At 71.6% G+C, this 26,503-nt stretch carries 25 protein-coding genes; 13 read left to right on the top strand and 12 right to left on the bottom strand.

Annotated elements, in window-relative coordinates:
• Positions 1 to 247 precede the first annotated feature (247 nt).
• From ACFU3E_RS31295 to ACFU3E_RS31325, 7 genes are all read left to right on the top strand, one after another.
• Positions 248 to 1,294 (top strand): BMP family protein, encoded by a 1,047-nt coding sequence (locus ACFU3E_RS31295; RefSeq protein WP_384165774.1) that lies wholly within the window; start codon positions 248 to 250, stop codon positions 1,292 to 1,294.
• A gap of 211 nt (positions 1,295 to 1,505) precedes the next feature.
• Complete coding sequence (locus tag ACFU3E_RS31300; protein WP_384165777.1) at positions 1,506 to 3,077, top strand: ABC transporter ATP-binding protein; 1,572 nt, start codon at positions 1,506 to 1,508, stop codon at positions 3,075 to 3,077.
• Positions 3,077 to 4,195 (top strand): ABC transporter permease, encoded by a 1,119-nt coding sequence (locus ACFU3E_RS31305; protein ID WP_384165780.1) that lies wholly within the window; start codon positions 3,077 to 3,079, stop codon positions 4,193 to 4,195. Before ACFU3E_RS31300 ends, ACFU3E_RS31305 begins: the two co-directional genes overlap by 1 nt.
• Entirely contained in the window at positions 4,192 to 5,457 is a 1,266-nt protein-coding gene (locus ACFU3E_RS31310) for an ABC transporter permease (RefSeq protein ID WP_384165784.1), read from the top strand. The genes ACFU3E_RS31305 and ACFU3E_RS31310 overlap by 4 nt, the downstream gene beginning before the upstream one ends.
• The gene (locus ACFU3E_RS31315; protein WP_384165787.1) at positions 5,454 to 5,858 is read left to right on the top strand and encodes a cytidine deaminase; all 405 of its coding nucleotides are present in this window, start codon (positions 5,454 to 5,456) and stop codon (positions 5,856 to 5,858) included. The genes ACFU3E_RS31310 and ACFU3E_RS31315 overlap by 4 nt, the downstream gene beginning before the upstream one ends.
• 85 nt (positions 5,859 to 5,943) lie before the next feature.
• Positions 5,944 to 7,227 (top strand): thymidine phosphorylase, encoded by a 1,284-nt coding sequence (locus ACFU3E_RS31320; protein ID WP_384165790.1) that lies wholly within the window; start codon positions 5,944 to 5,946, stop codon positions 7,225 to 7,227.
• A 243-nt stretch (positions 7,228 to 7,470) separates the two neighbouring features.
• Positions 7,471 to 7,857 carry an STAS domain-containing protein gene (locus ACFU3E_RS31325; protein WP_384165793.1) on the top strand — a complete coding sequence of 129 codons (387 nt, stop codon included), beginning with the start codon at positions 7,471 to 7,473 and terminating at the stop codon, positions 7,855 to 7,857.
• Here ACFU3E_RS31325 and ACFU3E_RS31330 read toward each other — a convergent pair.
• From ACFU3E_RS31330 to ACFU3E_RS31340, 3 genes are all read right to left on the bottom strand, one after another.
• Positions 7,741 to 8,757: a sigma-70 family RNA polymerase sigma factor gene (locus ACFU3E_RS31330; protein ID WP_384165796.1), complete on the bottom strand. Its 1,017-nt coding sequence runs from the start codon at positions 8,755 to 8,757 to the stop codon at positions 7,741 to 7,743. The two genes, ACFU3E_RS31325 and ACFU3E_RS31330, sit on opposite strands and share 117 nt — an antisense overlap.
• A 151-nt stretch (positions 8,758 to 8,908) precedes the next feature.
• Entirely contained in the window at positions 8,909 to 10,051 is a 1,143-nt protein-coding gene (gene dnaN / locus ACFU3E_RS31335; protein WP_384165799.1) for a DNA polymerase III subunit beta, read from the bottom strand.
• A 95-nt stretch (positions 10,052 to 10,146) separates the two neighbouring features.
• Entirely contained in the window at positions 10,147 to 11,421 is a 1,275-nt protein-coding gene (locus ACFU3E_RS31340) for an MFS transporter (RefSeq protein ID WP_384165802.1), read from the bottom strand.
• Positions 11,422 to 11,483: 62 nt separating this feature from the next.
• On the opposite strand from ACFU3E_RS31340, the gene ACFU3E_RS31345 reads away from it, so the two are divergent.
• Positions 11,484 to 12,443 (top strand): LysR family transcriptional regulator, encoded by a 960-nt coding sequence (locus ACFU3E_RS31345; RefSeq protein ID WP_384165805.1) that lies wholly within the window; start codon positions 11,484 to 11,486, stop codon positions 12,441 to 12,443.
• 100 nt (positions 12,444 to 12,543) lie between these two features.
• On the opposite strand, the gene ACFU3E_RS31350 is transcribed toward ACFU3E_RS31345, so the two are convergent.
• Entirely contained in the window at positions 12,544 to 13,302 is a 759-nt protein-coding gene (locus ACFU3E_RS31350) for an alpha/beta hydrolase (protein WP_384165808.1), read from the bottom strand.
• 123 nt (positions 13,303 to 13,425) lie between these two features.
• On the opposite strand from ACFU3E_RS31350, the gene ACFU3E_RS31355 reads away from it, so the two are divergent.
• Together ACFU3E_RS31355 and ACFU3E_RS31360 are read left to right on the top strand one after the other, a co-directional pair.
• Positions 13,426 to 14,583 carry an adenosine deaminase gene (locus tag ACFU3E_RS31355; RefSeq protein WP_384165811.1) on the top strand — a complete coding sequence of 386 codons (1,158 nt, stop codon included), beginning with the start codon at positions 13,426 to 13,428 and terminating at the stop codon, positions 14,581 to 14,583.
• Between the two features lie 140 nt (positions 14,584 to 14,723).
• A complete protein-coding gene (locus ACFU3E_RS31360; RefSeq protein WP_384165814.1) occupies positions 14,724 to 15,077 on the top strand; it encodes an ATP-binding protein in 354 nt (117 codons plus the stop codon).
• An 80-nt stretch (positions 15,078 to 15,157) separates the two neighbouring features.
• Here ACFU3E_RS31360 and ACFU3E_RS31365 read toward each other — a convergent pair whose 3' ends face one another.
• The 5 genes from ACFU3E_RS31365 to afsQ1 form a co-directional block, all read right to left on the bottom strand.
• Positions 15,158 to 15,370: a PspC domain-containing protein gene (locus tag ACFU3E_RS31365; protein ID WP_384165817.1), complete on the bottom strand. Its 213-nt coding sequence runs from the start codon at positions 15,368 to 15,370 to the stop codon at positions 15,158 to 15,160.
• Positions 15,371 to 15,432: 62 nt separating this feature from the next.
• Positions 15,433 to 16,017 (bottom strand): VanZ family protein, encoded by a 585-nt coding sequence (locus ACFU3E_RS31370; RefSeq protein ID WP_384165820.1) that lies wholly within the window; start codon positions 16,015 to 16,017, stop codon positions 15,433 to 15,435.
• A gap of 85 nt (positions 16,018 to 16,102) precedes the next feature.
• Entirely contained in the window at positions 16,103 to 16,723 is a 621-nt protein-coding gene (locus tag ACFU3E_RS31375; RefSeq protein ID WP_384165822.1) for a hypothetical protein, read from the bottom strand.
• Positions 16,720 to 18,324, bottom strand: coding sequence for an ATP-binding protein (locus tag ACFU3E_RS31380; RefSeq protein ID WP_384165825.1), 1,605 nt, complete (start codon positions 18,322 to 18,324; stop codon positions 16,720 to 16,722). Before ACFU3E_RS31380 ends, ACFU3E_RS31375 begins: the two co-directional genes overlap by 4 nt.
• On the bottom strand, positions 18,321 to 18,998 hold the full coding sequence (afsQ1, locus tag ACFU3E_RS31385; RefSeq protein ID WP_097219620.1) for a two-component system response regulator AfsQ1: 678 nt from the start codon (positions 18,996 to 18,998) through the stop codon (positions 18,321 to 18,323). Before afsQ1 ends, ACFU3E_RS31380 begins: the two co-directional genes overlap by 4 nt.
• Before the next feature lie 239 nt (positions 18,999 to 19,237).
• Between afsQ1 and ACFU3E_RS31390 the strand changes: the two genes are divergently transcribed.
• Complete coding sequence (locus ACFU3E_RS31390; protein ID WP_384165829.1) at positions 19,238 to 20,062, top strand: SigE family RNA polymerase sigma factor; 825 nt, start codon at positions 19,238 to 19,240, stop codon at positions 20,060 to 20,062.
• Between the two features lie 878 nt (positions 20,063 to 20,940).
• Entirely contained in the window at positions 20,941 to 22,167 is a 1,227-nt protein-coding gene (locus ACFU3E_RS31395) for an alpha/beta hydrolase family protein (protein ID WP_384165832.1), read from the top strand.
• A 260-nt stretch (positions 22,168 to 22,427) separates the two neighbouring features.
• Here the strand turns inward: ACFU3E_RS31395 and ACFU3E_RS31400 are convergent, their stop codons facing one another.
• Positions 22,428 to 23,132, bottom strand: a complete 705-nt coding sequence (locus tag ACFU3E_RS31400; RefSeq protein ID WP_384165835.1) for a uridine kinase — start codon at positions 23,130 to 23,132, stop codon at positions 22,428 to 22,430.
• Between the two features lie 56 nt (positions 23,133 to 23,188).
• On the opposite strand from ACFU3E_RS31400, the gene ACFU3E_RS31405 reads away from it, so the two are divergent.
• Positions 23,189 to 23,593, top strand: a complete 405-nt coding sequence (locus ACFU3E_RS31405) for a hypothetical protein (protein WP_384165838.1) — start codon at positions 23,189 to 23,191, stop codon at positions 23,591 to 23,593.
• A gap of 591 nt (positions 23,594 to 24,184) precedes the next feature.
• Here ACFU3E_RS31405 and ACFU3E_RS31410 read toward each other — a convergent pair.
• Positions 24,185 to 25,069: an aldehyde dehydrogenase family protein gene (locus ACFU3E_RS31410; protein WP_384165841.1), complete on the bottom strand. Its 885-nt coding sequence runs from the start codon at positions 25,067 to 25,069 to the stop codon at positions 24,185 to 24,187.
• Positions 25,062 to 26,498: an aldehyde dehydrogenase family protein gene (locus tag ACFU3E_RS31415; RefSeq protein WP_384165844.1), complete on the bottom strand. Its 1,437-nt coding sequence runs from the start codon at positions 26,496 to 26,498 to the stop codon at positions 25,062 to 25,064. The genes ACFU3E_RS31410 and ACFU3E_RS31415 overlap by 8 nt, the downstream gene beginning before the upstream one ends.
• Positions 26,499 to 26,503 lie beyond the last annotated feature (5 nt).

Genomic DNA, 26,503 nt, shown 5'->3' on the forward strand with positions numbered 1-26,503 from the left:
GCCCCAGGTGTCCGCCCGCTCCGTGCGTCCCGGCCTCCCGGAAGCCGGATCACCCAGCGCCACGCCCCGTTTGCGGTCGGCAACACGCGAGCCATGGGCCGGTGATGGCTTGGCCACGGGCGCATAACAAGGTGGACAGAAGGGGTTTTCAGGCAGGTCTACGCGCGTTAATCTGCGGCGAAGCCAGCGCTGAAGCTGAACCGTCCCGGCGCTGTGCGACCTCGTTGTACGACAGGAGCACCCACACATGCGCCGGATATCCCGGATCACGGTCGCAGGCGCAGCGACCGCCTCCCTGGCCCTCGCGCTCTCCGCCTGCGGCAGCACCTCGACCTCCGGGTCGTCGGACTCGAAGGGCGACAAGGGTCTCGCCATCGCGTACGACGTCGGCGGCAAGGGTGACCAGTCCTTCAACGACGCGGCCTACGCCGGCCTCGAGCAGGCGAAGAAGGAGTTCGGCTACCAGACGGCCGACGTCGAGCCCACCGACGGCGAGACGGGCGCCGACAAGGAGCAGCGCCTCTCCTCGCTGGCCAAGCAGGGCTACAACCCGGTCATCGGCGTCGGCTACGCGTACGCCTCGGCCGTGAAGGGTGCCGCGGAGAAGTTCCCGGACACCACCTTCGGCATCGTCGACGACGCCACGATCAACACCAAGAACGTCGCCGACCTGGTCTTCAGCGAGGAGCAGGCCTCCTACCTGGCCGGTGTCGCCGCCGCCAAGAGCACCAAGTCGAACGTCGTCGGCTTCGTGGGCGGTGTGGACATCCCGCTGATCCACAAGTTCCAGGCGGGCTTCGAGCAGGGCGTCAAGGACACGAACCCGAAGGTCAAGGTCCTTTCCCAGTACCTGACCCAGACGGCCGAGGAGGGTGGTTTCTCCAGCCCCGACAAGGGCAAGACGGCCGCTGAGGGTCAGATCGAGAAGAAGGCCGACGTGGTCTACGCGGCCGCCGGCCTGTCCGGTCAGGGTGTGATCGAGGCCGCCGCCACCAAGAAGGTGTGGGCCATCGGTGTCGACTCCGACCAGTACCAGCAGGAAGCCCTTGCCAAGTACAAGGACTTCATCCTGACCTCGGCGATGAAGGACGTCGCCAAGGCGGTGTACAACCTGGCGAAGTCGGTCGAGGACGGCAAGCCCGAGACCGGTATCGTTCGTGGCGATCTGAAGACCGGCGAGGTGGGCCTGTCGAACTCCAACCCGAAGTTCGCGGACGACGCCGAGCTCCAGGCAGCCATCAAGACGGCCAAGGAGAAGATCATCAGCGGCGAGATCAAGGTCAAGAGCAGCTGACGAGCGACTGCCTCGAAGCAGGCGGTAACCCCCGGGGTTACGTCCGCTCGACGGGGTGCGGGGAGGCTGCTCCTCGTACCCCGTTGGCGCGGGGCGTCGGCCCCTTTGTATGCCGTAGGGGCGCTACGCGCGTAGACGGCCCCCGTCCCCAGGAGAGTGCGCCATCAACGCGTCCAGCAGCCCTCCGGCCGGAGCGGCGGTCAACGAATCGGTGACCGCCGTCGAACTCGCCGGGATCACCAAGCGTTTCCCCGGTGTCGTGGCCAACCACGACATCCACCTCAGCGTCCGCAAGGGCACCGTCCACGCCCTCGTCGGAGAGAACGGCGCCGGCAAGTCGACGCTGATGAAGATCCTCTACGGCATGCAGAAGCCGGACGAGGGCACCATCGCCGTCAACGGCGAGCAGGTCAGCTTCTCCTCGCCGGCCGACGCGATCGTCCGCGGCATCGGCATGGTCCACCAGCACTTCATGCTCGCCGACAACCTCACGGTCCTCGAGAACGTCGTCCTCGGCAGCGAGAAGCTCCACGGCATCGGCGCCAAGGCCCGCCGCAAGATCAAGGACCTCTCCGAGCGCTACGGCCTCGGCGTCAAGCCCGACCTCCTGGTCGAGGAGCTCGGCGTCGCCGCCCGCCAGCGCGTGGAGATCCTCAAGGTCCTCTACCGCGGCGCCACCACCCTCATCCTGGACGAGCCGACCGCCGTGCTCGTCCCGCAGGAGGTCGACGCCCTCTTCGCCAACCTGCGCGAACTGCGCTCCGAGGGCCTGTCGGTCATCTTCATCTCGCACAAGCTCGGCGAGGTGCTCTCCGTCGCCGACGAGATCACCGTCATCCGCCGCGGCACCACCGTCGGCACGGCCGTCCCCGCCGAGACCACTCCGCGCCAGCTCGCCGAGATGATGGTCGGCAGCGAGCTGCCCACGCCCGAGACGGCCGAGTCCACCGTCACCGACCGCCCGGTCATCAGCGTCGACAAGCTGCGCCTGGCGGCCCCCGGCGGCAAGGCCCTCCTCGACGACATCACCTTCACCATCCACGCGGGCGAGGTCCTCGGCATCGCCGGAGTCGAGGGCAACGGCCAGACCGAACTGGTCGACGCCCTCATCGGCCTCAAGCACGCCGACTCCGGCACCATCCGGCTCGCCGACGAGGAGATCACCGCCTGGCCCACCCGCAGGCGCCGCGAGCAGGGCATCGGCTACATCCCCGAGGACCGGCACCGCCACGGCCTCCTCCTGGAGGCACCCCTCTGGGAGAACCGCATCCTCGGCCACGTCACCGAGAAGCCCCTCGCCAAGGGCGTCTGGCTGGACCCGAAGGCCGCCCAGGAGGACACCCGCCGCATCGTCGAGGCGTACGACGTGCGCACCCCCGGCATCGACGTCACCGCCGCCTCCCTGTCCGGCGGCAACCAGCAGAAGCTGATCGTCGGCCGCGAGATGAGCCACAAGCCGCGCTTCCTCATCGCCGCCCACCCGACCCGGGGCGTGGACGTCGGCGCCCAGGCCGCCATCTGGGACCACATCCGCGAGGCCCGCCACGAGGGCCTGGCCGTGCTGCTGATCTCCGCCGACCTGGACGAGCTGATCGGCCTGTCCGACACGCTGCGCGTGATCTACGACGGCAAGCTGGTCGCGGACGCCGACCCGGCCACCATCACCCCCGAGGAGCTCGGCTCGGCCATGACCGGTGCCGCCGCAGGGCACCTCGAGCACGACGACACCCCCGAGACCTCGAAGGCCGACGCCCCCGAGTCTCCGGAAGACGAGGCCCGCTGATGAAGAAGTTCGACAAGGAGCGCGTGCTCCTCGCGGTGGCCGGGCCGGTCATCGCGCTCGCCGTGGCCTTCGTCCTGAGCGCGATCGTGCTGATCGCGTCCGGCAAGAGCCCGTTCGAGCCGTTCGCCTTGATGTTCGAGCAGCTGGGCTTCTCCGACATCCAGGTCCTGATCATCAACCAGGCCTCGATGTACTACATCGCGGCCCTCGCGGTGGCCATCGGCTTCCGGATGAACCTGTTCAACATCGGCGTCGACGGCCAGTACCAGCTCGGCGCCATGATGGCCGCCGTCGTCGGCGCCCACATGAACCTGCCGGCCGTCCTGCAGGTCCCGCTGCTGCTCCTGACGGCCGTCCTCACCGGCGCCTTCTGGTCCGGTATCGCCGGTGTCCTCAAGGTCACGCGCGGCGTCAGCGAGGTCGTCGCCACGATCATGCTCAACGCGGTCGCCACCTCCGTGATCGCCTACCTGTGGCTGCCGACCGTCTTCGGTGTGAAGGTCGGCAACAACAACACCACCGGCGAGATGTCCGAGTCCGGCTGGATCCCCGGCATCCCCATGGGCGCGGCCGGCGAGATCTACGGCCTGGTGGTGCTCGCCGTCCTGCTCGGCATCGGCTACTGGGTCGTCCTCAACCGCACCCGCTTCGGCTTCGACCTGCGCGCCTCCGGCGCGTCGCAGACCGCCGCCGCGGCCAGCGGCGTGGACCCGGGGCGCATGGTGCTCAGCGCCATGCTGATCTCCGGCGGCATCGCGGGCCTCGCCGGCCTGCCGATCCTGCTCGGCGACACCCACACCTACAGCCTGAACTTCCCCACCGGTATCGGCTTCCTCGGCATCGGCATCGCCCTGCTGGGCCGCAACAGCCCCGTGGGCATCGCCTTCGCCGCCCTGCTGTGGGCCTGGCTCGACAAGGCCTCGCCCGAGCTGGACTTCCACGGCTACGACAAGGAGATCGCGGTCATCATGCAGGGCCTGATCGTGCTCTCGGTCGTCGTCTCCTACGAGGCCGTCCGCGAATGGGGGCTGCGCCGCCAGCAGCGCCGCGTCGGCGCCGAACTCGCCGCCGGTCACGTCCTCGGCGCTCAGAACACGAAGGAGGTGGCTGGCCGATGACCACCGCGACCGACGTCAACCAGCCCACGCTGCAGCCCGCGGCGCCGACCGGCCGCCGCCTGTCGTGGCCCGTCCTGCTGCTCATCATCGCCGGCGGACTGGCGCTCACCTCGATGGTCCGCCTCATCACCGGCGCCAACGGCATCACCAACGTCAGCCAGATGTCCACCGCGCTCCAGCTCGCCGTGCCGATCGGCCTCGCCGGTCTCGGCGGTCTGTGGGCCGAGCGCGCGGGCGTGATCAACATCGGCCTCGAGGGCATGATGATCCTCGGCACCTGGTTCGGCGCCTGGGCCGGCTTCCAGTGGGGCCCGTGGACCGGTGTCCTGGTCGGCATCGCCGGCGGCGCGATCGGCGGTCTGCTGCACGCCTTCGTCACCGTCACCTTCAACGTCAACCACATCGTCTCCGGTGTGGCCATCAACATCCTCGCCCTCGGCGCCACCCGCTACCTCGCGCCCCTAGCCTTCGAGGGCCACACGGGCGGCTCCGCCAAGCAGTCCCCGGCGGTGGAATCCCTCGGCAACTTCACCGTGCCGGGCCTGTCCGACGCGCTCAGGGACCTCAACGACCAGGGCTGGTTCTTCGTCTCCGACATCGCCGGCCTGCTCGGCGGCCTGGTCACCGACGTCTCCTGGCTGACCCTGATCGCCATCGGGCTGATCCCCGCCACCTGGTGGATCCTGTGGCGCACGGCCTTCGGTCTGCGGCTGCGCTCCTGCGGTGAGAACCCGGTCGCCGCCGAGTCCCTCGGCGTCAACGTCTACAAGTACAAGTACATCGCCGTCGTCATCTCCGGCGGTCTGGCCGGCCTCGGCGGTGTCTTCCTGTCCATCGTGGCCAACCCCTTCTACCTGGAGGGCCAGGTCAGCGGCCGCGGCTTCATCGGCCTCGCGGCGATGATCTTCGGCAACTGGATGCCGGGCGGCCTCGCCCTCGGCGCGGGCCTGTTCGGCTACACCGACAGCCTCAACCTGCGCGGCGGCTCCGCCAACGTGCACGCCCTGCTCCTGCTCGGCGCGCTGCTGCTGGTCATCGGCGCCATCTGGCTGGTGGTCCGCAAGAAGTACGTCCCGGCCGTGGTCACCCTGGTCCTGGGCGCCCTGGTGTTCGCCTGGTACGCCACCACCGACGAGGTCCCGAACCAGGTCGTCTCCGCCACGCCGTACGTCATCACCCTGGTGGTCCTCGCGCTGTCCGCCCAGCGTCTGCGGATGCCGAGGGCGAACGGCATGCAGTACCGGAAGGGGCAGGGCAAGTGACCGACGCCGGCCCGGCCGTCGACTGGGAGAAGCTGCGCGCCGTGGCCCGGGACGCCATGTCCCGGGCTTACGCCCCGTACTCCGGTTACCCGGTCGGCGTGGCCGCCCTCGTCGACGACGGCCGGATCATCTCCGGCTGCAACGTCGAGAACGCCTCGTACGGGCTCGGCCTGTGCGCCGAGTGCGGCCTGGTCTCCGAGCTGCACAACACCGGCGGCGGCCGGCTGACGCACTTCACCTGCGTCGACCGCGACGGCGCCACGCTGGTCCCGTGCGGCCGCTGCCGCCAGCTGCTCCACGAGTTCGGCGGCCCGGACCTCCTGCTGGAGACCCCGGCGGGCATCCTGCCGCTGTCGGAGATGCTGCCCCAGGCTTTCGGCCCGGAGCACCTCACCAAGTAATCCCCGTGCGGCCCCCCTGAGTTGCTCACGCGACCGGCTCAGGGGGGCCGTACGGTTTCTGGAACCCTCGGAAGGAATCCACGCCATGGCCATGGACGCCATCTCCGTCATCCGCACCAAGCGGGACCGCGGCGAGCTCAGCGACGAGCAGATCGACTGGGTCATCGACGCGTACACCCGCGGGGAGGTCGCCGACGAGCAGATGTCCTCCCTCGCGATGGCCATCCTGCTCAACGGCATGAACCGCCGCGAGATCGCCCGCTGGACGGCCGCGATGATCGCCTCCGGCGAGCGCATGGACTTCTCGTCGCTGTCCCGCCCGACCGCCGACAAGCACTCCACGGGCGGCGTCGGCGACAAGATCACGCTCCCGCTGGCCCCCCTGGTCGCCGCCTGCGGCGCGGCCGTCCCCCAGCTGTCGGGCCGGGGCCTCGGCCACACCGGCGGCACCCTGGACAAGCTGGAGTCGATCCCCGGCTGGCGCGCTCTGCTCTCCAACGAGGAGATGCTGTCCGTCCTGGACGGCACCGGCGCGGTGATCTGCGCGGCGGGCGACGGCCTGGCCCCCGCCGACAAGAAGCTCTACGCCCTCCGGGACGTCACCGGCACCGTCGAGGCGATCCCGCTGATCGCCTCCTCGATCATGTCGAAGAAGATCGCCGAGGGCACGGGCTCCCTGGTCCTGGACGTGAAGGTCGGCACGGGCGCCTTCATGCGGACGCTGGAGGACGCCCGCGAACTGGCCTCCACGATGGTCGGCCTGGGCACGGACCACGGCGTGAAGACGGTCGCGCTCCTCACGGACATGTCCACGCCCCTCGGCCTCACGGCCGGCAACGCCCTGGAGGTCCGCGAGTCGGTGGAGGTCCTGGCGGGCGGCGGCCCGGCGGACGTGGTCGAGCTGACGGTCGCCCTGGCCCGCGAGATGCTCGACGCGGCCGGCGTCAGGGACGCCGACCCGGCGAAGGCCCTGGCCGACGGCTCGGCGATGGACGTCTGGCGCCGCATGATCACGGCCCAGGGCGGCGACCCGGACGCGGCGCTTCCGGTGGCTCGCGAACAGCACGTGATCAAGGCCCCGGCCTCGGGCGTCCTCACCCGCCTCGACGCTTACGACATCGGCGTCGCGGCCTGGCGCCTCGGCGCGGGACGGGCCCGCAAGGAGGACCCGGTCCAGGCGGGCGCGGGCATCGAGATGCACGCCAAGCCGGGCGACCAGGTCACCGAGGGCCAGCCCCTGCTGACCCTCCACACGGACACCCCGGAACGCTTCGAGTACGCGCTCCAGTCGATCGAGGGCTCCTACGACGTGGCGGCCCCCGGCACGGACTTCACCGCGTCGCCGGTCGTGCTGGAACGTATCGCCTGACCTGGGGTTTCCTCATTCGGACGAACGGGACTGGTGGACCCGCACCAGTCCCGTTCGGCGTGCTGGGATCGGTGACGCACCGATGGGGGAAACCGTCATGAGCGCACTCACCGTCGACCACTCGACGGCCGACGGCCACGAGTGGGACGCCCCCGTCCGGATCTGGCAGGAGACGGACGCGCGCCCGAGGACTGCAATCCTCTCCATGTGATCCTCGCGGCGCCGGCAGGACGGACAGACGCGATGAGTTACGGCCGCCCGCCCGGTCTACCGATCGTGGACGCCATGACACCGCCCGTGCTCGTACTGCCCGGCCCTGTCACCCGGGACGAGGCGAGAGGGCTCAGCGACGATGTCCGGGCACTGCTGCACGGCAGCGGTGCCCGGGTCGTGGTGTGCGATGTCGCGGGCCTGGGGCCGTCGGGGCTCGCCGCCGTCGACCTGCTGGCGAGACTCCAGCTGGCCGCCCGCCGGGCCGGGGGCCGGATCCGGCTGCGCGACCCCGACCCCGCCCTACGCGCCCTGCTCGACCTGGTCGGTCTCCGCTTCGAGGTGGAGGGGGAGGTCGAAGAGCGGGAACCAGCGCTGGGTGTCGAGGAAGCAGTGGAACCCGGTGATCCGGCCGTCTGAGATCTCCAGTACCTGGACCGCCCACGGCGTGAAGCCGCCCTTCTCGGGGTCGGGCTTGTACTGGGCGAACCCCGGCAGGCCGTTGACCTGGACGGGCACCAGGCGGGAGCCCGCGCAGGGCGCGCCGAGGGTGGTCATGAAGCCGGTGATGTCCCGCGTGCCGGTCAGCCACAGGTCGAACGGCGGCATCGTCATGACCGCGTCCTCGTGCAGCAGGGCCGTCAGCGCCGTCATGTCGTAGCCCTCGAAGGCCGCCACGTAGCGGTCCAGCAGCTTCTGCTGGTCCTCGTCCAGCGGGTCGGAGACGGCCGCGTCGGCGCCCGGTTCCTGCCGCTCGGCCAGGGTCGCGCGGGCCCGCTGGAGGGCGCTGTTGACCGACGCCACCGAGGTGTCCAGCAGCTCGGCGACCTCACTGGCCTTCCAGGCCAGGACCTCGCGAAGGATCAGCACGGCCCGCTGCTTGGCCGGGAGCTGCTGCAGGGCGGCCATGAAGGCGAGCCGCACGGACTCCCTGGCGATCGCCGCCTCCGCCGGGTCACCGGTCGTGGGCAGCACACGGGCGTCCGGCATGGGCTCCAGCCAGGTGTTGTCCGGTCGGGGGGAGAGGGCGGCCCGGGCGAGCGGCGTGGACTCGGTGAGGTCCATGGGCCGGGCGCGTTTGTTGCCCGCGGTCAGCATGTCCAGGCACACGTTGGTCGCGATGCGGTAGAGCCAGGAGCGCAGGCTGGAGCGGCCCTCGAACGTGGCGTAGCTGCGCCAGGCGCGGACCATCGTGTCCTGCACCGCGTCCTCGGCCTCGAAGGAGGAGCCGAGCATCCGGTAGCAGTACCCCGTCAGCTCGGTCCGGTGTGCCTCCAGCCTGATGTCCAGGTCCGTCGGTGTCGCCGTGCCGTTCGCCATCTCCACCCACCCCTGCGGAAGTTCTGTTCACGCGCCTTTGCGCCCCAGCACTTCGGAAGCTACCGCAGCCCACTGACAACGGCCCCTCGAGCGCACAAAGGCGCAGGTGGAAGCAGGTGCTCCAGGCCGGATGCGACAGGTCCGCGGGCCTTCACACGAGCTCCCTGACCGACATGAGCAGATGCCGGTGCTCCCCGGCCGCCGCGGCCGCACCCGTGTCCCCGTCGCCCGCCACGGCGTGCAGCAGTGCCCGCTGCCCCGCCCCGAGCAGTTCCAGGCGTACGCGCGGGCTCTCGAAGGACGTCAGCGCGTCCAGCAGGTAGGCCGGGCTGAACGCCACCGGCATCTCGTCGGCGCCGCTCAGCGTCGCGGGCAGCCGCTGGGCCGCCACGTCGTCCCCGTAACCGGCGCGCAGCCGTACGGATCCGTCGGCCGAGAAGTCCAGCCGCACCGGGCTGTTCGCCTCCGCCACCACCGCGACCCGCCGCACCGCCTCCGCGAGTCCCTCGCGCTCCACCTCGGCGACCGCGGCCCCCGCCATGGTGAACAGGGACGTGTACGACGGCAGCCGCCCGTCCAGCAGCCGCAGCGCGGTCCGTGTCCGCCCGCACTCGAAGCCGACCAGTCCGCCGCCCGGCTCCCACCCGATCCGCACGTCCCCGCCACGCCCCAGCGACCGCGCCACGTCCAGCAGCCGCCGCGCGGGCAGCAGGGCCTCCACGACCCGGTCGTCGGCGGCGGCCTCCGGTTTCCATCCCAGCCGCCGCACCGCGTACCGGTAGCGGTCCGAGGCCGCGAGGGTCATCTCCCCGCCGTCGAGGCGCAGCTGGACGCCCGTCAGCAGGGGCAGCGTGTCGTCGCGTCCGGCGGCGACCGTCACCTGGGCGACGGCGGTCGCGAAGGCGGCGGCGTCGACGGTGCCGTAGGCCGCGGGCGGCGTGGGCAGGGACGGGTACTCGGCGAGCGGCAGCGTCGACAGCCCGAAGCGCGTGCCGTCCGCCTCCACCGTGAACCGCGAGGCCTCCAGGACGCAGCCCACCGGCCCGTCCGGCAGTACCCGGCAGACGTCCAGCAGCCGCCGCCCCGGGACGAGCACCCGCCCGGGAGCCGTGACCTCCGCTTCGGCCTCCACCCGGACCGCCGCCTCGAAGTCGAACCCCGTCACGGCCAGCCGCCCCCCGTCCGCCTCCAGCAGCAGCCCGCCCAGCACCGGCACCGGCGTCCGTCCGGGCAGCGCGCGTGCCGCCCGGCCCACGGCGTCGGCGAACTCGGTACGGTCCACCCGGAACTCCATGGAAAATCCCCCTGCCCGGTTCGGTGATCAGTCGGCGCGGACGTTATCCGCACCCACTGACAACCGGCCCCGGCCAGGGGGATCGTCAGCAGGAATCAGGCAGCGGTGGCCAGCCGGTGGCGCTGCAGCCGCGCCGCCCGCGTTCCGAAGACGGTGATCGTCACGACACCCACGACCGCGAGGAGCCCGACCCCGACCGTCCCGGCCCAGCCGCCCGTGTGGAAGGCGATCGCGCCGACCGTGCTGCCCGCGCTGGAGCCGATGTAGTACGCCGACTGGTACAGCGCCGAGGCCTGGGCGCGGCCGTGCGCGGCCGTCTTGCTGACCGCCGAGGAGGCGACCGCGTGGCCCGCGAAGAAGCCACCCGTGATGAGGACCAGGCCCAGCAGGACCAGCGGGAGGGAGCCCGCCAGGGACAGCAGCAGGCCGGCCGTCGTCGTGCCGCCCGCCGCGTACAGCGCGCCCCGGCGGCCCAGCCGGCCGACCAGCCGGCCCGCCGTCGACGCCGACACCGTACCGACCAGGTACACCAGGAAGATCGAGCCGATGATGCCCTGCGGCAGCGAGAACGGAGCCTCGGTCAGCCGGTAGCCGATGACCGTGTACACGCCGCCGAACACCGTCATGAACAGCGCGCCGATCGCGTACAGCCGGCACAGCAGCGGGTCGGACAGGTGGTCGCGGACCGTGCGGGCCAGGACGCGCGGCCGCAGCGAACCGGCCCTGAAGTGCTTCGGGGCGGGGAGCAGCAGCCGGAAGGCCACCGCACACGCCACCGCGATCACGCCGATGACACCGACGGCGACCCGCCAGCCCCACTCCTGCGCGACCCAGCCGGTGATGACCCGGCCGCTCATCCCGCCCACGCTGTTGCCCGCGACGAACAGCCCGATCGCGGTGACCAGCGCCCTGGGGCTGACCTCCTCCGCGAGATACGCGGTCGCCGACGCCGGCAGCCCGGCCAGGGCGGCGCCCTGCAGCGCCCGCAGCGCGATCAGCATGCCGAGGGAGGGGGCCAGCGGTACCAGCAGCCCGAGCGTGACGGCCACGGCCAGCGAGGCGGTCATCACCGCACGGCGTCCGAAGCGCTCCGACAGGGCGCTCATCGGCAGCACGAACAGCGCCAGCCCGCCCGTCGCGGCGGCCACCGTCCAGCTCGCGTCGCTCGCCGCCACCCCGAACTCGCCGGAGATCAGCGGGAGCAGCGCCTGCGTGGAGTACAGCAGCGCGAAGGTCGCGACACCCGCGAGGAAGAGGGCGAAGCTCATCCGGCGGTAGCCGGGGCCGCCCGGGGACACACGTGAGTCGGCAGCAGGAACAGAGACATCGGCGCCCACGACGGTGGACGCCCCGGTACTGGCGGGAGACATGCCTCGAACCTACGGACGCCGTATTCATCCGTCCAATGCACGGAACGGTCATAATCGTTCCCATGGTGCATCAACCGAGCTCACAGGGTCGCCTGTCACCAAGCAGTGACACAGAAGACAGGGCAGAGATGTCGAAGGTGCTGGCGCCGCGCCTCGCGTACTTCGCGGGCGTCGCCCGCACCGAGCACGTCACCCGCGCCGCCCAGGAGATGAACGTGCCCCAGTCGACCCTGTCCCGGTCCATGGCCCGCCTGGAGCAGGACCTCGGCGTCGACCTGTTCGCCCGGCACGGCCGCACGGTCTCCCTCACCCCGGCCGGCCGCACCTTCCTCACCTCCGTCGAACGCGCCCTGGCCGAGGTCGAGCGCGCCGCCGAGGAGGTGCGCGCCGACGCCGACCCGACCACCGGCAAGGTCGCCTTCGGCTTCCTGCACACCATGGGCGCCGAGACCGTCCCGGGCCTCCTGCACGCCTTCCGGGCCGACCACCCGCGCGTCCGCTTCAGCCTCGTCCAGAACTACGGCGAGGCCATGCTGGAACGCCTGCGCGCCGGCGAGCTCGACCTGTGCCTGACGTCCCCGGTGCCGGACGCCCCCGACCTGGTGGCCCGCCGCCTGGACGAGCAGAAGCTGCGGCTGGTCGTCCCCGCCGACCACTCCCTCGCGGGCCGCCGCCGTATCCGCCTCGCCGAGGCGGCCGACGAAACCTTCGTCACCCTGGAACCCGGCTACGGTCTGCGCCGCATCACCGACGACCTCTGCAAGGAGGCCGGCTTCAAGCCCCGCATCGCCTTCGAGGGGGAGGAGGCGGAGACCCTGCGGGGCCTGGTGGCGGCGGGCCTGGGAGTGGCCCTCCTGCCACCACCCGCCGTTCCCCGTCCAGGGGTGGTGGAACTGACGGTCACGGCCCCGCGGGCGGCCCGCGAGATCGGCGTGGCCTGGCTGGAAGGCCACCCGGACACACCCCCGGTGGCGGCCTTCAAGAAGTTCCTGCTCTCCAGGAGGGGCAATCTGCTGCCCTGAGCCCGGGGGCGCGGGGCAGTGTCGATGTGCGGCTCCGCCGCGTGGGCGCGAGCGACCGCACGCATCCGGCACTCCGGACGTCACGGCGACCCGAACGGCGCTACCGCCGCGAAGGACTGAACCCCGCGGCGAGCGGCATCCGCAGCCCCAGCGGCGGCGGCGCGGCGAACGCGTCCCGTACGGGACGCGACACCGCCCGTCCGAACAGCGCCCCCATCACGAAGTCCTCCGCCAGCGCCAGGACTTCGTCCCGGTACTGATGCAACCCGTGTCCGTCCGCGTGCACTTCGAACCGGCACACGTCCCGGTTCGCCTTCTTCGCCCGCGCCGCCAGCCGGAACGACAGCTCGGGATCCGTCCGTCCGTCGTTCGTGCCGTGCACGATCAGCACCTGGCGCCCGGCCAGCTGCTTCACCGGTTCGGGTGGCGTCGCGACGTCCTCCTCCGGCAGCCAAGGGGCGAGCGCCAGAACGGAGTTGACGGCCTCGTGGCCCCCGGCCCGCAGTCCCGCCCGGCCGCCCATCCCCAGGCCGACGAGGCAGACGGGGACGTCGCCGTACCGCCGTACGATCTCGTCGGCCGCCCAGGTCGCGTCCTGCGCGAGATTGGCCTCGCTGCCGTTCCACCCGCGGTAGCGGTAGTGCACCACGTGCGCGGCGAGACCCTCGTCCCGGCCCGCGCGGGCCAGGCGGCGCCCGACGCCGCGCATGGAGGCGGTCGCCAGCATGGGCGACGGTCTGCGGCCGGAGACCTCGTCGCCGCCGGGGAGCAGCAGCACCGCGCCGCTCACCGCCGTCGGCTCCGGACCGAGTGCCCTGCCCAGCCGGGCCCTGCGAACCGGCGTCGCTTGGTGTGCCATGACAGAACAGTGTCAGAAGCGCGGGTGTACCCGACCCGTCCTCGGGGTCACCGTTACGTATCGACGAAAACGTCGAGCAACCGGGAACGCGCCATCTACGCGCGTAGGAGTTAGAGTGCGGAAATGACGAGCCAGACCATCGCGAACACCCCGACACCGGACCAGATCCGCCGGGCGCCCAAGGTTCTGCTGCACGACCACCTCGACGGCGGTCTGCGCCCCGGCACGATCGTCGAACTCGCCCGCGAGAGCGGCTACTCGCAGCTCCCCGACACCGACCCGGAGAAGCTCGGCGTCTGGTTCCGCGAGGCCGCCGACTCCGGTTCCCTGGAACGGTACCTGGAGACGTTCTCCCACACCGTCGGCGTCATGCAGACCCGCGACGCCCTGGTCCGGGTCGCCGCCGAGTGCGTCGAGGACCTGGCCGGGGACGGCGTCGTCTACGCCGAGGTGCGCTACGCCCCCGAGCAGCACCTGGAGGGCGGCCTCCGCCTCGAGGAGGTCGTCGAGGCCGTCAACGAGGGCTTCCGGGAAGGGGAGCGGCGCGCACGGGAGAACGGCCTGCGCATCCGCGTCGGCGCGCTGCTCACCGCCATGCGGCACGCGGCCCGCGCCCTGGAGATCGCCGAACTCGCCAACCGCCACCGCGATCTGGGAGTGGTGGGTTTCGACATCGCGGGAGCCGAGGCCGGCTACCCGCCCACCCGGCACCTCGACGCCTTCGAGTACCTCAAGCGCGAGAACAACCACTTCACCATCCACGCGGGCGAGGCCTTCGGGCTGCCCTCCATCTGGCAGGCCCTGCAGTGGTGCGGCGCCGACCGGCTCGGGCACGGTGTGCGGATCATCGACGACATCCAGGTCCACGAGGACGGCCGCGTCGAGCTCGGGCGGCTCGCCTCCTACGTCCGGGACAAGCGCATCCCGCTGGAGCTGTGCCCGAGCTCCAATCTCCAGACCGGCGCCGCCGCCTCGTACGCCGAGCACCCCATCGGGCTGCTGCGCCGGCTGCACTTCCGCGCCACGGTCAACACGGACAACCGCCTGATGTCCCACACCAGCATGAGCCGCGAATTCGAGCATCTCGTCGAGGCATTCGGATACACGCTCGACGACATGCAGTGGTTCTCCGTCAATGCGATGAAATCAGCGTTCATTCCTTTCGATGAACGACTGGCCATGATCAATGACGTCATCAAGCCCGGATATGCCGAGCTGAAATCCGAATGGCTGTTCCGTCAGACCGCTTCCACCAGCGGTTCTTCCGATTCGGAGGGCTGATCCGGGCGTATTCGGCGCCCAGTGGGTTCGGGCAGCGTTCACAATCCGTCCGCATTTCGATGTTTGCGGCGGGTGGCGCCGGGTGTTTACGGTCACTGGACCGCTCCCCACTCCCTCATCCCGTTACGAGGACGCATTTCATGAAGCAGTCTGCTGCCAAGTCCCTCGGTGTCGCCGCTCTCGGTGCCGCCTTCGCCGCCGCCGGTGCGGGTGCCGCCAACGCCGCCCCGGCCCTCCCGGACACCGCCCAGACGCTGGAGACCGTCACCGCGGCGCTCCCGGCGGAGCAGCTCTCCCAGACGCTTCCGGGCTCGGGTGAGGCGCTGGGGCAGGGGCAGACGGCGGCCGGTGCCGGTCTGGCCGCCGCGCAGCCGGTCGCCGAGCAGCTGCTCGCCAAGGGCCCGACGGGCCCGGCCGCCAAGCTGCTGGGCGGGCTGCCGGTGCAGGGGCTGCCCACGCACGGCCTGCCGGTGAACGGCGTGCCGGTCGGCTGAGCCTCCCGCCGAGGCGGCCACCCATGCCGATGGGGCGCACCCGCACGGGGTGCGCCCCATCGGCGTTCTCGCGCACGGTCTTACCAGGCCGTCTGGGTCTTGCCGGGCGTCTTGTCCTCCGAGGGCAGCACGATCCACAGCGCGATGTACAGCAGGAACTGCGGGCCGGGCAGCAGGCACGAGATCAGGAAGATCACTCGCATCGTGGTCGCGGAGGTGCCGAAGCGCCGTGCCAGCGCGGCGCACACTCCGCCGATCATGCGGCCGTGGGTGGGGCGGGCGAGGCGGGACATGTGCGACTCCTTCGTCAGGGTGGGTGAGGCCTCTCGTCCGAGTACCCCATCTGCGCTCCACGCTACGGAGACGAAGGGGGCAAAGCGTCGCTCCACGGGGCGATCCCGACCCTGGGAATCGTCGGGGTCCGACCCTGAGCCGGCTCCTCCGGGGGCAGGGGCGTGTGGAGCGGGCGGGCGGTGGTGCGGCGGCGCAGCCAGGAGCGGCCCACCGGGACCAGCGCGAGGTGCGCGAGGGCCACGCCCGCGGTGTTCAGGAACAGCGAGTCGACGTCGACCACCTGACCGGGCACGCCGGTCTGCAGCAGTTCGATGCCCCACGACAGCAGGGCGGCGGCCGCGACGGTGCGCAGCAGGGACGCCAGCGGCGAGACGACCAGCCTGCCGCCGGCCAGCGGCAGCAGTACACCCAGCGGGGCGAGCAGGGCCAGCCCCTCACCGATCCGGCGGGCCGCCGCGGGCCAGCCCAGGGCGAGGTCGGCCCGGATGCCGGCGAACGGCCGCAGATTGGCGGGCATCACCCAGGGCACGTCCAGCGGCCGCAGCGTGAACCAGGCGACGAACGCGAGGTGGGCGACGAGGAGGACACCCCCTGTCACACGGATGCGGATCGCGGCGCTGCCGCCGATGGAGCCTTGACGCTGCACGCCCCCCTAGACGCGGCCTCCGGCAGGATCGGTTCCGGGATGGGCCCGGGTAGGCCTGTGAGGCATGCGCCACAGCCCGGGCGGATCACTCCCCGGCCACGTCCTTCGACGGGGGTTCCGTGCTCCCCGGCCGGGCCCGCACCTCGTCGGTGCACTCGTAGCGGCGCGGGGCCCCGGCCCCGGGGCCGCCCAGGACCACCGAGCCGTCGCCCTCGGCCGCCGCGGAGTCGGAGAAGGTGCAGACGACCTGCGCGAGGGCGTACGAGGTGAGGCCGACCGGTGCCGTGCTCAGCCGCAGCGTGTCGTCCGGGTCGCCGGGGCGCGGCCCGCCGACGGTGATGCCGTCGCGGACGTCCGTGCTGTAACCGGCTTCCTTCTCGGCGGTCGACGTCGGTGTGGCGAGCTGGTCCAGCAGGCCCTGCGCGACGAGGATGCGTCGCTCGGAGTCGGCCGCGCCCTCCGGCACCCGCACGGTCCGGTCGACGGTCACCAGCGAGGACCCGCAGAGCAGGAACACCTGCACCGGCAGCCCCCGGGCGGCCTGCGTGGAGACGTCCGGCTCGGCGAGCGAGCACTGCACCCGCGAGGGCGCGGGCCCGAAGTTCGTCGGCACCTCCGTGGCCCGGATCCCGCAGCCGGCCAGCAGCACGGCGAGCGCCGGGACGGCCAGCGCACGAGACACGGCCGCGAGACGTGCGGTCGTCATGCGTCCCCCTTCGAGTCCTCGCCCTGGAGCCGGGCGGTGTCGCTCCCGGGCTTCTGCTCGTCCTCGGCGGGCTGGTCCTCCGCGGGGGACGTGCCGCGCGGGAGCCGCAGGGTGAACACCGCGCCCGAGTCGGGCGAGTTGGCCGCGGTGATCTCGCCCCCGTGGATGTGGGCGTTCTCCAGCGCGATGGACAGCCCCAGGCCGCTGCCCTCGGAACGCGGCCGGGAGGCGCTGGCCTTGTAGAAGCGGTCGAAGACGTGCGGCAGGACGTCCTCCGGGATGCCGGGCCCGTTGTCCTGCACCTCGATGACGATCGAGTCGTCCGCCTCGCGCACGGACACCCGCACCGGGGAGCCGCCGTGCTTGAGCGCGTTGCCGATGAGGTTGGCCAGGATGACGTCCAGGCGGCGCGGATCCAGGCGGGCGTGCAGGCCCCGCTCGGCGTCCAGCTCGACCGCGTCCAGCCAGGCGCGGGCGTCGATGCAGGCGGTGATCTGGTCGGCGAGGTCGACGTCGTCCAGGACGAGCCGGGCGGTGCCCGCGTCGAAGCGGGTGACCTCCATCAGGTTCTCGACCAGGTCGTTCAGCCGCCGCGTCTCGCTGACCACCAGCCGGACGGCGGGCTCGATCATCGGGTCCATGCTGCCGGTCTCCGCTTCCAGCTCCTCCTCGAGCACCTCCGTCACGGCGGTGATCGCGGTGAGCGGCGTCCGCAGCTCGTGGCTCATGTCCGCCACGAACCGCCGGGACGCCTCGTCGCGTGCGGCCATGTCGGCGACCCGTTTCTCCAGTGCCTCGGCCGCGTTGTTGAACGTCCGTGACAGGTCGGCGAGTTCATCGGTTCCCGACACCCTGAGCCGGGTGTCCAGCTTGCCCTCGCCGAGCCGCCGCGCGGCCGCCCCGAGTCGCTGCACCGGCTTCAGCACGGTCGTCGCCGCGGCCTGCGCGAGCAGCGCCGAGCCGATCAGCGCGAGCCCCGTGGCGATGCCCAGCGACCAGGCCAGCGAGTTGAGGTCCTTGGCCTCCGGCTCCAACGACTTGAGCATGTACCCGGTCGGACCGCCGCCGATGACCCGCGTGCCGGCCACCAGGTACGGCGTGTCGTGGTCGACGATCCGCTGCCAGTACAGGTGGTGCGGGTGCTTGTTGGTCCCGTCGAGCTTCTGCGTCTTGTTGACCGCCGTGCGCAGCGAGACCGGCACGTCGCGCGACGAGAAGCCGTTCAGCCCGCCGGAGCTGCCGTAGACGGTCCTGCCCTCGGCGTCGCGGCCGACCAGCAGCACGCTGAAGCGCTGGTCGCTGCCCGCCATCTGGCCCGCGGTGTGCTGCAGCTCGTCCTGCGTCGGGCGCTCGGGCAGCGCGCCCGCCCGGTTCTGCATCTCCTGCTCGAAGTCCCGCAGCACGGCGTCCTGGGTACGGGTGAGCACGGCCTCGCGGTTGAGCCAGTAGGCGATCGCGGACGCCGACACGGCGGCCGTCAGCGCCACCAGGCCGAAGACGACGACCAGTCGCAGCCGCAGGCTCGTGAAGCGCAGCCGCGACAGAACTCCCTTGCGCGCCCCGGTCCAGCCGCGGGTCCCCCCTTGGTGCGCCTGGGTCACTGAGGCGCGTCCAGCCGGTAGCCGACACCCCGCACGGTGCGGATCAGCGTCGGGGACGACGGCACGTCCTCGACTTTGGCGCGCAGCCGCTGGACACACGCGTCCACGAGCCGCGAGTCGCCCAGGTAGTCGTGCTCCCACACCAGCCGCAGCAGTTGCTGCCGGGACAGTGCCTGGCCCGGCCGCCGGCTCAGCTCCAGCAGCAGCCGCAGCTCGGTCGGCGTGAGCTGGAGGTCCTCGCCGTTCTTCGTCACGGTCATCGCCGAGCGGTCGATGACGAGGCTGCCGAAGCTCGCCGCGTCGTTCGACTCCCGCTCGCCGCGCCGCAGCACGGCCCGGATCCGGGCGTCGAGCACGCGCCCCTGCACCGGTTTCACGACGTAGTCGTCGGCGCCGGACTCCAGCCCGACGACCACGTCGATGTCGTCGTTGCGCGCGGTCAGCAGGATGATCGGCAACTGGTCCGTGCGCCGGATGCGACGGCACACCTCGAACCCGTCGATGCCGGGCAGCATCACGTCCAGCACGATCAGATCCGGCCGCTGCTCGCGCAGGAGCTTCAGACCGTCCTCACCGCTGGCAGCGGTCGCCACGCGGTGACCCTGGCGCGTCAGTGAGAGCTCCAGGGCCGTCCGGATGGCGTCGTCGTCCTCGATCAGCAACAGGGAAGGCACGCGCTCATTCTGGCCCATGGAGGGCTCGGGGTTCGACCTGTGGGGCCCAGTCGATGCGCCTGGTACCGCCGACGTGTGTGTACGACCCCGTGGCCGACCTGTGACCGACCCCTGTGACAGGTCTGTGACAGTCGGCGGACACGGCCATGAAAGTGCCGCGGCAAGCTTTTCGGCACAGGCAAGGAAGCCCGCCCCAGCCGGCGGGCCGCACACCGGAAGTCCACGACGGGGGGCGCGAGATGAACACGCTGCACGGCATCAGCACCAGCGCGGTTGTCACGCGTCTGCACGACGTGCACCGGGGTGCCGAGAAGTCCGGTGCCGATGGGGGCCCCTCCCGCGCGAGCGGATTCGAGCGTGGGGGAGGGCGGGGGTGCGCTCGCGGCACCGGGCGTCAGCACACCGCGTTCATGACGGTGGTTGACGCACCTACGGGGGAGATCAACAAGGGGTCCGCGGCGGCAGCCGCCACGGGCACCGTCGGGGGAGCAGCGTACGGGGAGGGCTCGGGGGAGCGCCGTTCGCCGGCGGAGACCGTAGATGCCGAAGCGGCGTTTACCGCCTACGTCCAGGAGCGCCGCGCCTCCCTGTACGCGACCGCCTACCACCTCACCGGTGACCGTTTCGAGGCCGAGGACCTGCTGCAGAGCGCGCTGTTCTCGACCTACCGGGCGTGGGACCGGATCAGTGACAAGGCGGCGGTCGGCGGATACCTCCGCCGCACCATGACCAACCTGCACATCAGCGCCTGGCGGCGCCGCAAGCTCAACGAGTACCCGACCGAGGAACTGCCGGAGACGCCCGGTGACACGGACGCGATGCGCGGCACCGAGCTGCGCGCGGTCCTGTGGCAGGCGCTGGCCCGGCTGCCCGAACTCCAGCGCACCATGCTGGTCCTGCGCTACTACGAGGGCCGCACGGATCCGGAGATCGCGGAGATCCTCGACATCAGTGTCGGCACGGTGAAGTCCAGCATCTGGCGGTCGCTCCGCCGGCTGCGCGAGGACGAGGTCCTCAGCTTCGGCCGTGACGAGGAGGACGCCTTCGGCGAGCTCGTCGCCTGAAGGTTCGGGGGGGGAGCACCACAAAAAGGGGGCCCACGGGGGAACTGTAGAGGCGCTGGGGGGCGTCTCCGCAGGAGAGTGGGGGACTCGGGGGAGCACAACGGGGGAGCAACAGAAGCGGGACTGGAGGGCCGGGGGGTCCGTCCGGTCCCGCTTTCTCTTGTGCCCGGCCGCTGGGGGGCTTCTGATGGATCTCCGCTGGATCTCCGCGGCGTCGCGCCCCCCGGCACGCCCCCCAAGCTCTTCGAGCAGGGGGGACCCCACTCGCCGCACCGGGCAAGAGGCCCAGTAGCTCCTCCCCCACTCTCGGCTTCGCTCGAGCGGGGGCACCCCCGTCAAGGCCTTCCGCCCGGCACGCCGAGAACACCCACCGAACGCCGCTCCTTCTTCCACGGAGATCCATCAGAAGCCCCCCCCAGGCCCCCGTCCGGCCGATCTTGCCGGGCTCGTGTGCCCTGGCACGGCGCTTCCCCGTAGCCCTTCGAGCACGGGAGGTGCCCCATCCTCCGTGGGCAGGCCTCGCAGGGAACCGCCTACAGCGCAGTCAGCCCGGCTGTTGCCCCACCGGTCCGTCGCCGGGCACGGCAGCCTGCCGCTCGCCCCGGCGTTGGGGCGGGCCGTTCGGAGGACCGGTGGGAGTGGCGCGGCGGCCCGGGCGACGCAGGCTCCTAGCGTGTCCGGGCATGACGAACGCATCCTCAGAGACAGCGGCGAGGCCTACCCGACGGGGGGCGCTCGCAGGCCTGGCGGCCGGAGCCGGAGCGGCCCTTGTGGCCTCGGCGCCGACGGCGTCCGCGCTGGTACCCGCCGGAGCCCGTGGGCCGGCCGCGTCCAGCCCGTCGTCCACGACCCCGGGCGCGTCGCCGACGCCCGGAGCCATGCAGCTGTTCACGGACCCCGCGCTCAACTTCGCCGCGCTGCTGGCCCTGGGCGGCGCCGGGTTCGGCTCGAGCGAGGTCGGCGAGGTCCTGACCGCGGTCAACGCGGTCAACGCGGCGGGGGCGGACCAGCAGACCTTCACCGAGGAGTTCCGGCGCTGGGGGGACCGGCTGACGGCCACCGCGACCCGGCATCCGCAGACCCGGCGCTCCCGCTCGCTGCGGGCGGCCCAGTACTACGACCAGGCGCTGTTCTTCGTGCTCGGCTCGGACACCCCCGGCGACGAGGAAGAGCTCTACCTCGCCGGGCGCCGCTCCTGGGACACGTTCGCCCGGCTGTGCACACCGGCAGCGATCACCGATCAGGTCCCGTACGAGGGCGGGACGTCGATCCCTGTCTGGTTCTTCCGCCCCGATACCTCCGGCAGGGCCAGGCCGACCGTCATCCTCACCAACGGCAGCGACGGCCAGAACGTCGACATGTGGACGTACGGGGTCTCCGCAGCCCTCGCCCGCGGTTGGAACGCGCTCGTGTACGACGGACCGGGCCAGGGCCAGCTGCTCTTCGTCGACCAGGTCGTCTTCACCCCTCGCTGGGAGCGGGTCGTCTCTCCTCTGGTGGACTGGCTGGAGCGCCGCGGGGACGTCGACGAGCGGCGCATCGCCCTGACCGGGCTGTCGATGGGCGGCGACCTCGCACCGCGCGCAGCGGCCTTCGAACGCAGGATCGCAGCGCTGGCCGCGATGCCGGGAGTGCTCTCGCCGTGGCTGGGTTTTCCGCCGGAGCTCCGGAGCATCGTGAGCCCCGACAAGGCGGAGACGAACCGCATCTGGAACGAAGAGGTCGTCCCCGAGCTGAGCCCGGAGGAAGCGGGCACGATCAAGAAGCGGGTCGAGCCGTTCTCGATCCCCGCGATGCTGGCCGCCCGTCGGGGCCGGATCTTCACCGACTTCTGGACACCGGCCCAACGGATCATGGCGCTCGACATCACCAAGGTCGTGGGCCGTATCAAGTGCCCCACGCTCGTGCTGGACTACGAGGACGAGCAGTTCTACCCCGGCCAGCCGCGCGCGTTGTACGAACTGCTGCGCGCCCCCAAGGATTTCCAGCTGCTGACGGCGGCCACCGGTGCACAGCTGCACTGCTCGCCGATGGCGCCGCAGCAGCACTGCGAGCTCGTCTTCGACTGGCTGGAGGACACCCTGGGGCGGGGCCACCGCTCATAGGCCGGCCGTCAGCGGGCCGACGTACGCCGGCCCGCACGTCCCGGCCGACAGCGGCGGGATGTTCACTAGTGCCGCGTCAGGCAACGTTCGCCCCGTCGCGACGCCCGGCACGCTCCCCCAAGCTCTTCGAGCAGGGGGGACCCCCACTCGCCGCACCGGCCGAAAGCCCGAGTGCAACCAGTACGAGGACTTCCGGCCGGCACGCCGAGAGCACGCACCGGACGCCGCTCCTGGACGGGCAGACGTTGCCTGCCGCGACACTAGGCCGCAGTGTCGAGGCTCCCGCACCGGCCGGCCGCCGCTGCCGCCAACCGGCCCATCGCCTCGTCGCGGTCGCAGGCGTACGCGCCCAGCGCCGTCTGGCGGGCGACGATCGTGCGCTCCTGCCGCATCAGCCGCCAGCCGCGGCGCAGCAGGAACAACACCGACTTGCGGCCCTCCTTCAGATCCCGCAGGAACCGGCGGCGGAAGGTCTTCACCGGGCCGCGGCTCAGGCACAGCGCGTCGGCGAGGACGCCGAGTTCGCGGCAGCGCGTGACGATCTCCGCGGCGAAGATGCCCTCCGCGATGAACAGCGGGGTCCGTCCGATGTCGACCGTCTCGCCGCCGGTGCGGGCGCTGAGGGCGAGGTCGTAGACGGGAACTTCCGTACGGCCCGTGCGGCACAGCCGGGTGATCGCGGCGACGGCGGTGTCCGCGTCCCACGAGTCCGGATGGTCCCAGTCGATGTCGGAGCTCTCCGCCACCAGGGGCAGGGTCGGGTCGTCGCCCTCCTTGTAGAAGTCGTCGAGCCGCAGCACCGGAAGGCCGGAGCGGGCCGCGAGGAGGGACTTGCCGGAGCCGGAAGGGCCGCAGAGCAGCACGACTCGCGTCGATATGGGCAGTGGAGAACTCACGGGACACCAGTGTGAGGCATCCACCGGGGGCCGTACGACCCCGCGGGTCGCCTTTGATGCGCGCGTCACACCTCAACTACCCTCGGGCACGAAACGATTACCCAGTGCATCAGAAGGTGGCAGCCATGGCCCGACACGATTCTTCCAGGAAGCCGGCCGCCCAGCGTGCCCTGGCCGTCCTCGCGACCGCGGGCGCGGCGCTGGGGGCGGGCACCGCGACGGCCGCGGCGGACACCGAGTCGCTGCTGGGCGTGGTGAACACCCGGCCCACCTCCCTCGGCAGGATCGACCCCCAGTCCGGCCTCCAGGCCACGACCGGTATCCTCGGCTACGTCACCGGCCCGGTCGCCGGTCTCAAGCCCAACCCGCTCGCCGGCACCGGAGTCGACCCGCTCGACAACGGCATCGGCACCCAACTCGCCGACTTCAAGCCGATGACGTCCCAGGCACTGACGGGGCCGGTGGCGCAGGCCCAGTCGGTCGCGAGCATTCCGGTGGTGGGGCAGGCGGCCGGGCTGCTGTCGCAGTAGCTCACCGGCCCCGCAGCGGGACCTCCCGGACCAGCCACGGCACCGCGAACGCCGCGGCACACGGTGCGGCCGTGCCAGGCGCGACACCGTGCAGGCCGTCCACCACGCCGGTCCGGAAGGCCCGCGCGATCCCCTGGATGGGACCCGTGAGTTCGCCGCTCCTCCCGCGACGACTGGGCGGTACACGTCGCTCTGCGGGAGAGGGACCGGCTGACAGCAGTCGCGGTCGCCCTGCCCGCCCGCGCGCTGGTTCTGTCCACCGGGCAGCACCCGCCTACCTCACCCGGCCGGGCCGGTCTCCTGCGGATGCCGGTCAGCCGCACCCGCCCGCCGCCCTTTGCCGGCCGGCCGACCTCCTCGGTGCACAAGTCCGGTGCACAAGTCGTGCCGCAGGAGTTCGCAGGCGCCAAGACCGCCGACGTCCTGCTGGGAGCGGCCGACCTGTACGTGCATGCGGGCGGCCAGCACGAATGGGACTCCGCGTGTCCTGGCGGCCTGCGCCCGGAGCAGCCACCGCTGAGCAGCGCGCAGACGGAGAAGCCCCGGGCCTCCCGGACGGAGGAGGGCCGGGGCTTCAGCTGTGAGGGGCGCCTAGTACGAGGAACCCGACGCGCCCAGTGACCCCGTGGGGTGCCAGACCGTTTTGGTCTCCAGGAACGCCGTCATGCGCTCGATGCCGGGAGTCTCCGCGTAATCCACAGGCTGTGGACGCAGCACGCGCTTGAGGTTGTCGGCCGCCGCGATCTCCAGCTCCTTCGCCAGGACCTCGTCGGCGCCCGCGAGGTCGATCGCGTTGACGTCCTGGTGGGCGGCGAGCGGGGTCGCGATCTCCGCCGTGCGGCCCGACAGGACGTTGACCACGCCGCCGGGAACGTCCGAGGTGGCCAGGACCTCGGCCAGGGACAGGGCGGGCAGCGGGGACTTCTCGCTCGCCACCACGACCGCCGTGTTGCCCGTCGCGATCACCGGGGCGAGCACCGACACCAGGCCCAGGAAGGACGACTCCTGGGGCGCCAGGACGGCGACCACACCGGTCGGCTCGGGGGAGGACAGGTTGAAGAACGGGCCCGCGACCGGGTTGCCGCCGCCGACCACCTGGGCGATCTTGTCGGTCCAGCCCGCGTACCAGACCCAGCGGTCGATCGTCGCGTCCACGACCGCGGCGGACTTGGACTTCGACAGCCCTTCCGCCTCGGCCACCTCGCGCACGAACTGCTCGCGGCGGCCCTCCAGCATCTCGGCGACGCGGTAGAGGACCTGGCCGCGGTTGTACGCCGTCGCCCCCGACCAGCCGCCGAACGCCTTGCGGGCCGCGACCACGGCGTCCCGGGCGTCCTTGCGGGAGGAGAGGGGCGCGTTGGCCAGCCACTTGCCCTTGGAGTCGCTCACCTCGTACACCCGGCCGCTCTCGGAACGCGGGAACTTCCCGCCGACGTACAGCTTGTAGGTCTTCAGGACGTTGAGCCGATCAGACATCGAGGTACGCCTCCAGGCCGTGGCGGCCGCCCTCGCGGCCGAAGCCCGACTCCTTGTAACCGCCGAACGGCGACGTGGGGTCGAACTTGTTGAACGTGTTGGACCAGACGACACCCGCGCGGAGCTTGTTCGCGACCGCCAGGATGCGCGAGCCCTTCTCCGTCCAGATGCCGGCGGAGAGGCCGTACGGCGTGTTGTTGGCCTTGGCGACCGCCTCGTCCGGTGTGCGGAACGTCAGCACCGACAGGACCGGGCCGAAGATCTCGTCCCGGGCGACGGTGTGCGCCTGGGTGACGTTCGTGAACAGCGTCGGGGCGAACCAGTAGCCGCTCTCCGGCAGTTCGCACGCCGGGGACCAGCGCTCGGCGCCTTCCGCCTCGCCCTGCTCGACGAGCGAGGTGATGCGCGTGAGCTGCTCCTCGGAGTTGATCGCACCGATGTCGGTGTTCTTGTCCAGCGGGTCGCCGAGGCGCAGCGTGGACAGGCGGCGCTTCAGGGACTCCAGGAGCTCCTCCTGGATCGACTCCTGCACCAGCAGGCGGCTGCCCGCGCAGCAGACCTGGCCCTGGTTGAAGAAGATGCCGTTGACGATGCCCTCGACGGCCTGGTCGATCGGGGCGTCGTCGAAGACGATGTTGGCGCCCTTGCCGCCCAGCTCCAGCGTGACCTTCTTGCGGGTCCCGGCGACCGTGCGGGCGATCTCCTTGCCGACGGCCGTGGAGCCCGTGAAGGCGACCTTGTTCACGTCCGGGTGGGCGACCAGCGCCGCACCCGAGTCGCCGAAGCCCGGGAGGATGTTGACGACGCCCTTGGGCAGGCCCGCCTGGCGGCAGATGTCCGCGAAGAACAGCGCCGAGAGGGGGGTGGTCTCGGCCGGCTTCAGGACGACCGTGTTGCCCGTCGCGAGCGCCGGGGCGATCTTCCACGCCAGCATGAGGAGGGGGAAGTTCCAGGGGATGACCTGGCCCGCCACGCCCAGCGGCCTCGGGTTCGCGCCGAAGCCCGCGTGGTCGAGCTTGTCGGCCCAGCCCGCGTAGTAGAAGAAGTGCGCGGCGACCAGGGGCAGGTCGGCGTCGCGGGTCTCCTTGATGGGCTTGCCGTTGTCCAGGGTTTCGAGGACGGCCAGCTCGCGGCTGCGCTCCTGGATGATCCGGGCGATGCGGAACAGGTACTTGGCGCGCTCCGAGCCCGGCAGCGCCGACCACTTCTCGAACGCCCGGCGCGCGGCCTTCACCGCACGGTCGACGTCCTCGGAACCGGCCCGGGCGACCTCGGAGAGGACCTCCTCGGTGGACGGGGAGACGGTCTTGAAGACCTTGCCGTCCGCCGCTTCGACGAACTCGCCGTCGATGAACAGGCCGTACGAGGGCGCGATGTCGGCGATCGCGCGCGACTCGGGGGCCGGGGCGTATTCGAATACCGATGCCATGGTGA

This window comes from Streptomyces sp. NPDC057424, assembly GCF_042803315.1.
Classification (GTDB): Bacteria; Actinomycetota; Actinomycetes; order Streptomycetales; family Streptomycetaceae; genus Streptomyces.

What these genes read in the sequence shown, in the direction of transcription:
- ACFU3E_RS31295 (WP_384165774.1), top strand. Translation starts at nt 248, where the DNA reads ATGCGCCGGATATCCCGGATCACGGTCGCAGGCGCAGCGACCGCCTCC.
- ACFU3E_RS31375 (WP_384165822.1), bottom strand. Translation starts at nt 16,723, where the DNA reads ATGACGACCGCACGTCTCGCGGCCGTGTCTCGTGCGCTGGCCGTCCCG.
- ACFU3E_RS31395 (WP_384165832.1), top strand. Translation starts at nt 20,941, where the DNA reads ATGCAGCTGTTCACGGACCCCGCGCTCAACTTCGCCGCGCTGCTGGCC.
- ACFU3E_RS31325 (WP_384165793.1), top strand. Translation starts at nt 7,471, where the DNA reads ATGAGTTACGGCCGCCCGCCCGGTCTACCGATCGTGGACGCCATGACA.
- dnaN (WP_384165799.1), bottom strand. Translation starts at nt 10,051, where the DNA reads ATGGAGTTCCGGGTGGACCGTACCGAGTTCGCCGACGCCGTGGGCCGG.
- ACFU3E_RS31365 (WP_384165817.1), bottom strand. Translation starts at nt 15,370, where the DNA reads ATGTCCCGCCTCGCCCGCCCCACCCACGGCCGCATGATCGGCGGAGTG.
- ACFU3E_RS31330 (WP_384165796.1), bottom strand. Translation starts at nt 8,757, where the DNA reads ATGGCGAACGGCACGGCGACACCGACGGACCTGGACATCAGGCTGGAG.
- ACFU3E_RS31305 (WP_384165780.1), top strand. Translation starts at nt 3,077, where the DNA reads ATGAAGAAGTTCGACAAGGAGCGCGTGCTCCTCGCGGTGGCCGGGCCG.
- ACFU3E_RS31415 (WP_384165844.1), bottom strand. Translation starts at nt 26,498, where the DNA reads ATGGCATCGGTATTCGAATACGCCCCGGCCCCCGAGTCGCGCGCGATC.
- ACFU3E_RS31410 (WP_384165841.1), bottom strand. Translation starts at nt 25,069, where the DNA reads ATGTCTGATCGGCTCAACGTCCTGAAGACCTACAAGCTGTACGTCGGC.
- ACFU3E_RS31345 (WP_384165805.1), top strand. Translation starts at nt 11,484, where the DNA reads ATGGTGCATCAACCGAGCTCACAGGGTCGCCTGTCACCAAGCAGTGAC.
- ACFU3E_RS31390 (WP_384165829.1), top strand. Translation starts at nt 19,238, where the DNA reads ATGAACACGCTGCACGGCATCAGCACCAGCGCGGTTGTCACGCGTCTG.
- ACFU3E_RS31320 (WP_384165790.1), top strand. Translation starts at nt 5,944, where the DNA reads ATGGCCATGGACGCCATCTCCGTCATCCGCACCAAGCGGGACCGCGGC.
- ACFU3E_RS31355 (WP_384165811.1), top strand. Translation starts at nt 13,426, where the DNA reads ATGACGAGCCAGACCATCGCGAACACCCCGACACCGGACCAGATCCGC.
- ACFU3E_RS31405 (WP_384165838.1), top strand. Translation starts at nt 23,189, where the DNA reads ATGGCCCGACACGATTCTTCCAGGAAGCCGGCCGCCCAGCGTGCCCTG.
- ACFU3E_RS31360 (WP_384165814.1), top strand. Translation starts at nt 14,724, where the DNA reads ATGAAGCAGTCTGCTGCCAAGTCCCTCGGTGTCGCCGCTCTCGGTGCC.
- ACFU3E_RS31350 (WP_384165808.1), bottom strand. Translation starts at nt 13,302, where the DNA reads ATGGCACACCAAGCGACGCCGGTTCGCAGGGCCCGGCTGGGCAGGGCA.
- ACFU3E_RS31340 (WP_384165802.1), bottom strand. Translation starts at nt 11,421, where the DNA reads ATGTCTCCCGCCAGTACCGGGGCGTCCACCGTCGTGGGCGCCGATGTC.
- ACFU3E_RS31310 (WP_384165784.1), top strand. Translation starts at nt 4,192, where the DNA reads ATGACCACCGCGACCGACGTCAACCAGCCCACGCTGCAGCCCGCGGCG.